General features: G+C 48.1%; 8 protein-coding genes. All 8 read right to left on the bottom strand.

Going from position 1 to position 11,073, the window contains the following annotated elements; genetic code table 11:
* Positions 1-102: 102 nt before the first annotated feature.
* The 8 genes from hfq to PAEAM_RS09730 all read right to left on the bottom strand — a co-directional run bounded on the left by hfq (position 103) and on the right by PAEAM_RS09730 (position 10,784).
* Positions 103-345 carry an RNA chaperone Hfq gene (hfq, locus tag PAEAM_RS09765; protein ID WP_017687918.1) on the bottom strand — a complete coding sequence of 81 codons (243 nt, stop codon included), beginning with the start codon at positions 343-345 and terminating at the stop codon, positions 103-105.
* A gap of 373 nt (positions 346-718) precedes the next feature.
* On the bottom strand, positions 719-1,675 hold the full coding sequence (gene miaA, locus PAEAM_RS09760) for a tRNA (adenosine(37)-N6)-dimethylallyltransferase MiaA (protein ID WP_243391292.1): 957 nt from the start codon (positions 1,673-1,675) through the stop codon (positions 719-721).
* Entirely contained in the window at positions 1,656-2,441 is a 786-nt protein-coding gene (locus tag PAEAM_RS09755) for a class I SAM-dependent methyltransferase (RefSeq protein ID WP_100527362.1), read from the bottom strand. Before PAEAM_RS09755 ends, miaA begins: the two co-directional genes overlap by 20 nt.
* A 17-nt stretch (positions 2,442-2,458) precedes the next feature.
* Complete coding sequence (mutL, locus tag PAEAM_RS09750; protein WP_100527361.1) at positions 2,459-4,687, bottom strand: DNA mismatch repair endonuclease MutL; 2,229 nt, start codon at positions 4,685-4,687, stop codon at positions 2,459-2,461.
* 21 nt (positions 4,688-4,708) lie between these two features.
* A complete protein-coding gene (gene mutS, locus PAEAM_RS09745) occupies positions 4,709-7,510 on the bottom strand; it encodes a DNA mismatch repair protein MutS (protein WP_100527360.1) in 2,802 nt (933 codons plus the stop codon).
* A 207-nt stretch (positions 7,511-7,717) separates the two neighbouring features.
* Positions 7,718-8,968, bottom strand: coding sequence for a putative amidoligase domain-containing protein (locus tag PAEAM_RS09740; protein WP_243391291.1), 1,251 nt, complete (start codon positions 8,966-8,968; stop codon positions 7,718-7,720).
* Positions 8,969-9,170: 202 nt separating this feature from the next.
* Positions 9,171-9,731, bottom strand: a complete 561-nt coding sequence (locus tag PAEAM_RS09735; protein WP_017687912.1) for an outer spore coat protein CotE — start codon at positions 9,729-9,731, stop codon at positions 9,171-9,173.
* Positions 9,732-9,806: 75 nt separating this feature from the next.
* Positions 9,807-10,784: an aromatic acid exporter family protein gene (locus PAEAM_RS09730; RefSeq protein ID WP_036613548.1), complete on the bottom strand. Its 978-nt coding sequence runs from the start codon at positions 10,782-10,784 to the stop codon at positions 9,807-9,809.
* Positions 10,785-11,073: the final 289 nt, after the last annotated feature.

Here is an 11,073-nt window from a genome sequence, read left to right as displayed (position 1 = left end):
TATTTTGCCCGGAATGAAAAGAACAACCCTTTATTCAGGTTGCTCTGTTTCAATACCTATACTTGTAGACGAAATGGTTGGTGAAAAGGTTTCGTAATTTTTTTAAGCTTCGCCGCTGTTATCTTGCTGCATCAGCGATACGCTGCGTTGCGGCGTGAACGTGGAGATGGCATGCTTGTAGACCATTTGCTGGCGTCCGTCGCTGTCAATGACGATCGTAAAATTGTCAAATGCCTTGATCGTCCCGCGGATTTGGAAGCCGTTGGTCAGATAGACCGTAGCAGGAATATTTTCTTTCCGCAGTTGGTTCAAGAACGTATCTTGGATGTTGATGGACTTGTTCATTAGCCGTACCCCCATTGGTTCATTTGAATTCGTGTTCAAGTAATATTCAATATCGCTGAGTAGCTTTCGTGCTATTATATCATGAACAGTTTCATATAATCCACAAAAACCCCTTGTCTGCTATTTTACCCCCATTCTTAGCGAGGTGAACAAATAGAAGACTTATCCATTATACACCGCTTGTCTGTTTTGCAAAAGAGGGACAAAATCTTCATTTTAAGGCACATTTATTCGTTGTTTAGCGAATGTTTAATCTCTACCATCTTTTCTAGTGATAAATAAAAACCTCTATCCTTTTGATGACCAGAAGGTAGAGGTTTACATATCTTGATCTAATCGATGCCTGTCAGAAGAATACTAACAATCGCTTAAATCAATCAAATTTTTGTGTAATCAATTCACTTATCTGCTTGTATTTCCCTTCAAAATCCTGGGTATCCGTCATGTCCACCCATTCAATATCCTTCATATGGCGGAACCAAGAAAGCTGCCGTTTGGCAAACCGACGCGTATCCCTCTTCAACCACTCAACCGCAGCTTCCCAACTCACTTCCCCTTGCAGAAACGCTGCAATCTCCTTATATCCCAACCCTTGCATGGAAATATGACCTCTGGCCACTCCACGTCCCAACAGGGACTTCACTTCATCCACCAGACCTTGTTCGATCATCAGATCAATCCGCTCTTCTACCCGGGCGTACAACTTCTGCCGATCCATTGTCAAACCAACAATAAGAAGGTCATAAGGCGATTCTTTCTTCTGTACTGCCAGCTGATCAGACCACTTCTCGCCTGTGAGGTGATGGATCTCAAGCGCACGTACAATTCGCCGCTGGTCATTCGGATGCAAACGATCCGCACTAACGGGGTCAACTTCCCTCAATCGATCATGAAGGGCCTGTGCTCCATTTAGCTCAGCATAGCTGAATTGTTCCTCTCTGAATGCTTCATCTGAACCGCTATCCGAGAATTGGAAGCCGTAACATACCGATTCCACATACAGACCGGTGCCACCAACAATAAAAGGCATTTTACCGCGTTCATGGATTTCACTAATCAATCGTGTACAACTCTCCTGAAACTCGGCCACAGAATACGGATATTCCGGTTCATGGATATCAATGAGATGATGGGGTACACCCTTCATTTCTTCAGAGGTAATCTTGGCAGTTCCGATATCCATTTCTCGATATACCTGCATCGAATCTCCTGAGATAATCTCACAATTGAAAGCTTGGGCAAGCTCGATGCTCATTCTTGTTTTGCCTACTGCTGTTGGTCCAACCAACACAAGCAGTTTAGGTTTTGGTTTAACTTCCACTTTCAACATTAATCACTCCGTACAGGGTTTTTGCATTCGCCCGATCAAGTATTTCGAATCCGAGCCTGTCAAACTCCGCGCTGCCGCGCTTTTCTTTCATGACTACCCGTTTACGGGCAACCCGTTTTGCTTCCATAATGCTCTGTTCATCCAGCGCGTGAGCATTTGCATAATCTCGCAAGGGCTGTATAGCACTTGAATCCATCATTGGCTCACGAAACATGGGGTCAAAATATACGGTGTCACAGCTTTGATCTGGCAACGATCGAAGCAAATCGAGATGATTCGCATGATGCAGCTCAATACGCCGGAAAGCTTCATTTACCGCTGGCTTGATCGTCTCATATTGAGACATCCCCTCCACTAATAGTGTATATAGCGGAAGAGAGCTCTCACATGCAATCACCCGTCCACTTTTGCCCACTGCAACCGAGAACACCAGTGCATCCGTGCCCAGTCCGGCTGTACAATCGATGATGGTATCCCCTTCATTCACCGCCCCCGCCTCCAGCAGTGGATCAGGTTCTCCTCGCAATATACGTTTGGCACGAACAAATCCCATGCTGGGGTGGAACTCCAGCAACGGTGAATCCTTCCGAAATAGACGCGCTTTACCCTGGAGTACAACCAGAACCTCCTCCGCCTCATAGTGTTCAATCATCATCGGCAGAGACATTTTATTACGGCGCACGTAAGTACCCCCTGTTGTTTCAGCAAGGTTTCGGGCCCGCTCCACAAGTAAAGCCGCTTCCTTTTCACCGGTTGTAATATACATAGATTCCTCCTAAATAGCTACATAACACGTTTGAACAATTTTTCCAGATCATATGTTGAAAATGAAACCACAATCGGCCGCCCATGTGGACAAGTGTAGGGCTGACGACATGAACCCAGACGCTGAATTAGCATCTCTGCTTCCTGATCGGTCAACTTTTGGTTTGCTTTGATGGACGCCTTGCAGGAGCACATAATGGATGCAGCTTCTCGCATCTTGGCTACATCTATGCTGCGTTCACTAAGAACCCATTCGGACATTTCTTCGATAATGTCTTTCTCGTCCCCTTTGGGGAACCAGAACGGGTGGGAGCGCACACGGAACGTCTGTCCACCGAAATGCTCCAAATATACCCCCGCCTGTTCGAACCAGGCCAGCCTTGTTTTCAGCTTTTCCGTCTCCGAAGGTGTAAATTCGAGCGTAATAGGCAGCAGTAACTCTTGTGAGGCCTGGGCAGGGTTACCAAATTTCTCGTAATAGTACTCATAATTCACGCGTTCATGAGCGGCATGCTGATCAATCAAATATAAACCTTGGTCATTTTGCGCAATCAAATACGTACCATGATGCTGTCCGATCAGACTCAGCTCCGGAAATTCAGGCATGGATGCATCTGATTTAATGGCAGCAGCAAGTTTAGTGGCATCAGGCAGACCTGAGTTTTTCCACGTCCGTTCCCCTCTTGCAATCGAAGACGGGTTGTAGGTTGACCGAGCTTCCCTAACCGGTGAATTTACGGATTCGGAGCGATACGTAGCTGGTTTACCTTCAGCCAAAGGTTTTTCTGTTGCTCCACGATCCCCACCATCTTGAGAAGAGAGGTCAGATTTGGGAACAGTTTCGGTAGAACTTGTATTTGAACTTGTACTTACATCCTTAGTGCCTTCTTGCACGTTAGCGGATGTCTGCCCCTCGCCATGACTAGCAATCTTCTGCAAAATATCCCCGTTCCAACTTTCTAACTGCTCCGGGGGCTGTGTAACCTCAGGTGGAGCTTCGGGCAACGGCACTGAGTGACCCTGTTCAGATACCAACTGTGCTGTAGACACATCCGCCGGAGCATCCAAATCCAGATCATCATCTTCTGCAGTTAACTTCAGAGGTGCAACAGTAGGTTTCCCAAGTGGCCCTTGTTGCCCATATCCTTCTGCATCAGATGCATCTTTCAGCGGACCACGTGGAAAGAGGAATTGTTCCTGGATAAAGGAACTATCGTCCCCACGTCGAATCTGCTGTTTTTTGACCTGTGGAATCAGTACCTCCTGCCTGAGTATACCCCGCAACGTCGTCTCTATGAATTCATACAGTTCTGGTTCCTTGCTAAAGCGAACCTCCAACTTGGCCGGATGCACATTCACATCCACAAGAGAGGGGTGCATCTCCAACTGCACCACGACAAGTGGGAAGCGATTGATGGGCAGCAAGGTATGGTAGGCTTTGAGAATCGCCTGATTGAGACCGTAATTGCGAACAAATCTCCCATTAACAATCGTTGACATACCATTACGATTCGCTCGTGTCCATTCTGGCAGGCTGATCAGCCCGCTCACCCGGTAATCCAGACTTTCACCCTGGATGGGAAGCATCGCTTTCGCTGCACTTGTCCCATAGATCGCTGCAACCACTTGCAGCAGATCGCCGTTGCCCAACGTCTGAAGCAACACATTCTCATTATGGCGCAGTCGGAACGAAATGTTTGGATGAGACATCGCCATCCGGTATAGGACATCTGATATATGTCCCAGTTCCGTCTGGATCGTTTTCATATATTTGAGTCTGGCTGGTGTATTGTAAAATAGTTCTCTCACTGCAAAATCTGTACCTTGGGGTGAGGTTGCATCTTCATGAGAGACAAGGTTACCGCCTTCAATCACGATGCGGCGTCCTCGCCCGTCATTATCACTTGCGGATAATACCTCTACCTTGGACACGGCGGCAATACTCGCCAAGGCTTCTCCGCGGAATCCAAGACTTGTGATCTGGAACAGATCTCGGCCATGGGCTATTTTACTGGTCGCATGACGATAAAAGGCGGTTTCCATGTCCTCTGGCTCAATACCTGTACCATTGTCTTTGACACGAATACTGAGGAGTCCGCCCTCTTCCACCGTCACTTCAATCTTGGTGGCGCCTGCATCCACCGAGTTTTCGAGCAACTCTTTGACAACTGAAGCAGGCCGTTCGACCACTTCACCCGCCGCGATCTGGTTGGCAATATGTTCATCAAGCACATGTATTTTCGCCACAGGTTTTCCCCTCCCTTATACTCAGGATAATTGCTGTGCCTTCAATTTGAGATCATTCAATATCTGCATCGCCTGAAGAGGCGTCATATTCATGACATCGATATCTTTCATCGTACGGATGAATTCTCGCGCTGGTTTATCCACCGCAACTACATCCGGTTTCGTTGCCACATTCGGCTCATCATCTCCAAAGATGGACAGTTGAACCACATCCGAATGGTTTGCGCTGGACTGTCCTTTGCTGTTTGAGTTCTTAGCATGTTGCTTCCCAACCGAATCTTCAATAGAAGGTGTGTACTCTGCACTCTCCACAATCTCGTGTTCCCGGATCAATGGTGCTGAATCCGTGTGCTGGAATTCTCCACCTTTTAATTTCAAGCCTTCTTCCTGCTTCTCGTTTCCGATATATTCACTGCCCACAGCTACTTGCGCGGCCGCATGTTCGAACCCATGCAATAGTCCATTCGCCCGCTCAATAATGCTATCAGGCAGACCTGCAAGGCGTGCACAATAGATACCATAACTGCTGCTGGCTGCCCCGGCAATCAATTTGCGCAGGAAATTAACTTTGTCACCACTCTCCTGTACCGCCATCGAGTAGTTGGCCAGCTTGTCCAGACTCTCCTCCAGATGAGCAAGTTCATGGAAATGAGTTGATACAAGAGCTTTACAGCCGATAATATCATGTACATATTCAATAACAGACTGAGCAATCGCCATACCTTCGCTGGTCGATGTCCCACGTCCCAATTCATCGATAATAATCAGACTGCGTGGTGTGGCTTTGTCCGTCATGACCTGAATGTCGGCCATCTCCACCATGAATGTGCTTTGTCCACCAATGAGATCATCCGCGGCACCAATCCGTGTGAAAATACGATCCATGATCGGCACTTCCGCCTGACCCGCAGGTACAAAACAACCTACTTGCGCCAAAATGGAGATTAAAGCGACCTGTCGCATATACGTACTCTTACCAGCCATATTTGGTCCAGTAATCAGCAGAATACGTGCCTCTTCCTTGGTCATTGCGGTGTGATTGGCAATAAATGCGCCATCTCGCATGACCGCCTCAACGACCGGATGGCGTCCTTCTTCCACAACCAGATCATAACCGTCGGTCAGCGTAGGCCGTACAAAGTTACGCTCAGCGCTAATCACCGCAAAAGATTGATACACATCAATTTCGGCTACCTGTTCGGCCAGCTTCTGCAATCTTGCGATCTCTTTGTTCAGCCGCTCGCGTAGCTCTGCGAACAGTCCATACTCAATATCAACCATTTTGTCCTGAGCTTCGAGAATCAACGTCTCTTTTTCCTTCAACTCCGGCGTAATATATCGTTCTGCATTGGCAAGTGTCTGTTTACGTTCATAACGTCCCTCTGGCAACGCGGACAGATTGGACTTGGTGATCTCGATATAATAACCAAACACTTTGTTATATCCAATCTTCAGCGATCGAATGCCTGTCGCCTCACGCTCTCGCGCTTCCAGCTCCGCAATCCACTGTTTCCCGTTAACTGAAGCCTCACGCAATTCATCCAGACGTTCATGGTACCCTTCACGAATCAGACCTCCGTCCCTTACCGATACCGGCGGCTCGTCCACAATGGCATGCCCGATGGCTTCACGCAGATCATTGCAATCATCCATCGTTTCGGCAATATGCTGCAATGTTGCGGAAGATGATCCTGCGCAATGTTGACGAAGTCCTGGAATTTTCTCCAGCGATGACTTGAGCGCATTCAGGTCACGACCATTGGCATTACCAAACGCGATCCGACCTACCAGACGCTCCAGATCGTAGATGTCTTTGAGTTCTGCCCGCAGGTCTTCACGCAATATAAACTGGTTGTATAGCGTATCCACAGCTTCCAGACGCTCATTGATCTTCCCTTTTTGCAACAATGGCTTATCGACCCAACGACGCAGCATTCTCGCACCCATGGACGTCTCGGTCCGATCAAGCAACCAGAGTAATGAACCTTTTTTGGAGCGTTCACGCACAGTTTCCACCAATTCCAGGTTCCGGCGGGTAAACGGGTCCAAGATCATGTAATGATCGGGCTCATACGTTGAGATTTGAGTTAACTGCCCCAGAGAACGTTTCTGTGTCTCACTCAGATAGGAGAAAAGACGTGCAATGCACGCTTGACGTTCAGGCTCTAATCTTGCCCAGACAGCCTCGCCAAACTGCTGACGGACCAGATCTTCCTTATTTTTTGTCCACGACGTGTAGACCACCGGGCGACCGATTGGAGACGCCTCGGCTTCTACCATTTCAAGCAGCGCTACATCCCCCACCAGCTCCGATGGTTCGTAGATGCCGATTTCATCCTTGAGCCATTCCTTGGAATAGGGTACGGATGTCACATACAACTCACCCGTTGACAGATCACAGGCCGCGAGCGCCAGCGTATTTTGATTACCTGTAAGACACACCATGTAGTTGTTGGACTTGTCACCGAGTGTCTTGCCTTCCATTACCGTTCCCGGTGTAACCACACGTACAATTTCACGTCGTACCATGCCTTTGGTTACACTTGCATCTTCCATCTGCTCACAAATTGCAACTTTATATCCTTTTTCAATCAGACGCTGTATGTAATTGTCAGCCGAATGATAAGGTACACCGCACATCGGAATTTTGTCATCCGTGCCTCCGTTGCGTGCGGTCAGCGTGATCTCAAGTTCACGGGAAGCATTAATCGCATCCTCGAAGAACAATTCATAGAAGTCACCCAGTCTAAAAAATAGAAAAGCATCTTGTGCTTCGGCCTTCACTTGCAAATATTGTTGAATCATTGGCGTATACTGAGCCATGATGAATATCCTCCATCCCGTTCCTATAATGTCAGGAAGAAACGCGTCCTGGAAGGACAATAAGACGGTCAGGCACTGTGTTTGCGCCTCCGCCTTATGTGTTGGCTAATCGCCACTTCCTTCAAGGGTTGCTGCTCCATATCTTCCGTAGTAGCTTATTACTCATAAAAGACTTGTTTCTTATTATATCAAAAAAACGTCCGTACTTCATGAACCTGCCCGAATATTCCAGAGTTTGCGAATATCGCGGCTCTCATCCCAAGTTCTTCCCAGTTTTAATTGAAGGATTAACGGAGACGCATATCTTTCATAACGTGCATATCCATCCAACCTCTTCAGATCATCTACGAGTGCTGGGATGTGTTCCTTAATCACTTCGCGCTTTCCCTCATAAAAAGCGGCATGAACCTCAGCTTTCACCAACGGACGCTGCCGTAATTGAGTATACCCGCTCGCGATCAAACCTGCCAAGGCCACAACACCTTTTGCAACAAGGGGCGACACAAGAAAGCTGGGTAACGTACGATACTCAAACCCACCATAGGATTTCAGACGAAAATCACCAAGTGCTCCATAACGGGGTCGTCTTCCCGATCCACGGGGGTCTTGCAGAAATGCCAGTGGCAATGCCAGATAATTGTCCAGTGCACGAAGCAGTTCCCCGGTAAGATTCACCCCGCTAAAATGAATATGACCACCCAAAGGTAACCCCCGTTGTGGCATCCCTCCTGCCTGCCAGATGAGCGAGTGATCACTAATGCTGCGGGAAGCAGCTGCGAATGCCCTCATCAGATGAGCCAGCAGTTCTCGTGGTTCGGAGCTGGGAGCAGGCCGCAATTCGGCAACCGGATATATGCGCCGTCCACCAATCGTCACGGAATCACAGCCTGCCATTCCTGTACGTTCAAGAAATCTGGAGGCGGGTACGATTTTGGATTCCGGCATCTGCACCAGAAGAAACTCCGGGTCCATGCCGAGTATTGGAATGGGTCTGTGACTCAGTTCCTCATCCAGCAGTTCCTGATGCTGCTTCCAGCTTTCCCTATAGGTAGCAGCAAGGTTGGTCACCCCTTTCCAGGGACACGGGTCGATCGAAATCACTGCACAGCCGCCATTCCCTGAGGATTCCATTCGAACAGCTCCATGATCCAGCCCTAGCGTATACAGCGTTTTGATCGCAAGTCGTTCTATGCGCTTGAACAAGGTTGAACTCGCTTCACGCTCCAACAGAGTTTCCTGTGCCCCTCCCATGCCACTAGTATCCTTGCGTTTGATCCGGATCGCCTGCAGACAGCTTATCTCTACGTCATAGCGTACACGCAAGCCTGGTTCACGTTTGCGCCGATCGTGCAGTGACAATACTTCAATGCCTGCCTGTTTCAACCGTTCTGCACGTTCTCCAGATGTCATCCTTTCATATCGGCGCAGCGCTTCCTCCGCTTGTTCCATCACATTCATTACGTCCCCCCTCCCGGATCATGCAACCAAAAATAAAAATAACCCCGCAATGCGGAGCCTTCCCGTGAAAGGTATTCCAGGCACATTGCGAGGCTCGTTACCACCCATTTTTCAATATTTAAGAAGAAAGAGGGCTTACGCCCTCTTCACCGCGCCTTCTGGCGCATATGATACCTTAGGTTATCAAATACAGGCGTCAAACTCACAGCTCATCGTCGAGCAGATCGGGATCGAGATCGTCATAATCTCCATCGGCACTGCCAAAGTCATAGTCCTTGTCTTCGTAATCACCGCAACCATCTGTGCAGACCTTCACACAAACTTTAGTCTCGGCAACGAGTTCCACAGCGAATTCCCGTTCTACTCGGATAATTACACTGCTTCCACCTGCTGATACTGTGGCTTCCACACAGCTAGGTTCCTGCGTTGCATCCGCAGATACCTCTACTGTGGAAGTCCGGTGTTTCGGGTCCAGATAGGACAAAGGCACATGTTCTACATACGACACCGTTTCTTTGGCTACATCCGTCTGCGAATTCTTGTCATAGGAATACCAAATGTTGATATCGTAAGTACCAATAACTTCAATTCCGTCACCCGCTGATACGGCTTCATATTGGTGGTTGATAATCCAAGCCCCCAAAATACTTGTCGGACCATTTGGCGGAGTCACGGTATGTGTTACGGTAGAGAACTTACGACCTTTGCCGCAGATCGCCTTCGTGATAATCTCTCTACATTGATGTTTATGACTCAATGACATCTTTAAACCTCCTCCATACAATCATTCACTACAAGTGTATGCAGGGCATTCGTCTAGGGTGACAACTATTTTCTATTATTCGTTTGTAGATTGGGACCGGTCCGAGATTGGGGACGGCGCTTTGTCCTTCTTCGCGACTTTCAGATACAGCGCGAGTTCACGGCACAGCTGGAGAATTGCAGAACGAATCTCGAATTCTTCCCTTGTATCCGGCAGCTCCATACGTTTGAATTCTTCTTGCACATCCGCAAGAAGTTTTTCAGTTCGTCCGGTGTAAGATTCAGTAAGTACATCCTGACTAAGCTGATCGAACAGCTCCGATACCATTTCCGCATGTGGCATCTTCTGATAGATCTGGGACACCAGATGCATCATGTGTTGGATGGAATCCAGCTGCGTTTTGCGCATATAGAAGTAGACACTCCATTCCTCATTCGGATGAATTACCTGATTCTCCAAAGAACGCTTGGCAGCATCAATACCGCCCAGAATCGCTTTATCTGCTTCAATCAGCTCTCTCCCCGCCCACGCTTCATTGGGATTACGCAGCGTGGCTGCAAATTCCTTAAAAATCTTCGAGAAGAGTTCATCGATTCGTTTGCGAATGCGCAGCATCTGTGGATCTGCTGCCGGCATATAGGCCAGGTTAACCGCCATTGCGGAACCAAGACCAATTAACAGCAAAGCAATTTGTACGAGGACGACATGCACGTCCATCTCCCCGCCGCCGAACACCCGAAACACCACAACAGAACCTGTAACAATACCTTCTTTGAAGCCTACCCGGACAATAGCCGGGAATGCGATCAATATGTATACTGCCAGCACCCAATAATGGAAGCCTAGAAAGTGAAAAAGTACACTTGCAAATAAAAGTCCAACTACGGAAGCAAAGAACCGCGCTGATATGGTGCGAATACTTCGTTTTCTCGTTACATCCACGCCAAGAATGGCAAGCAATCCCGCTGATGTTGGTCCCGGCAAGCGACACCAGTCTGCAATCAATACAGCCATTAATGCGGCGATTGCAGTTTTAATTACCCTAAAACCCATTTAACATTCCATCTCCTCTAAGCTGCAAAAAAATTCTTAGCCAGCTCGTCGCCTCATTCATTTATCATGACTAGTATGTCTCTTCCAAATGTAAACTAGACGACATCAACCGACATGCGCATGCATGCCGGTCACAGCAACACGCCCCGAATGAGGGACGCTGGCAAGTTAGATCGTTGCGACAGAACCTCAAGGCCCTCTTCTCCAATCATCGCATTCATTCCGGATCTGCGCGGAATAATCATACTAAATATGGTACTTGATTTTACGGTATCGGGCAACGTGACAC

Source organism: Paenibacillus sp. GM1FR, from assembly GCF_002803315.1.
Taxonomy (GTDB): Bacteria; Bacillota; Bacilli; order Paenibacillales; family Paenibacillaceae; genus Paenibacillus; species Paenibacillus amylolyticus.
The sequence above is the reverse complement of the archived record's forward strand: the minus strand, read 5'-3'. Positions and strand labels throughout refer to the sequence as shown.

Coding starts and splice junctions, on each gene's coding strand:
- PAEAM_RS09740 (WP_243391291.1), bottom strand. CDS start 8,968: ATGAATGTGATGGAACAAGCGGAGGAAGCGCTGCGCCGATATGAAAGG.
- PAEAM_RS09730 (WP_036613548.1), bottom strand. CDS start 10,784: ATGGGTTTTAGGGTAATTAAAACTGCAATCGCCGCATTAATGGCTGTA.
- hfq (WP_017687918.1), bottom strand. CDS start 345: ATGAACAAGTCCATCAACATCCAAGATACGTTCTTGAACCAACTGCGG.
- mutS (WP_100527360.1), bottom strand. CDS start 7,510: ATGGCTCAGTATACGCCAATGATTCAACAATATTTGCAAGTGAAGGCC.
- PAEAM_RS09735 (WP_017687912.1), bottom strand. CDS start 9,731: ATGTCATTGAGTCATAAACATCAATGTAGAGAGATTATCACGAAGGCG.
- miaA (WP_243391292.1), bottom strand. CDS start 1,675: ATGTTGAAAGTGGAAGTTAAACCAAAACCTAAACTGCTTGTGTTGGTT.
- PAEAM_RS09755 (WP_100527362.1), bottom strand. CDS start 2,441: ATGTATATTACAACCGGTGAAAAGGAAGCGGCTTTACTTGTGGAGCGG.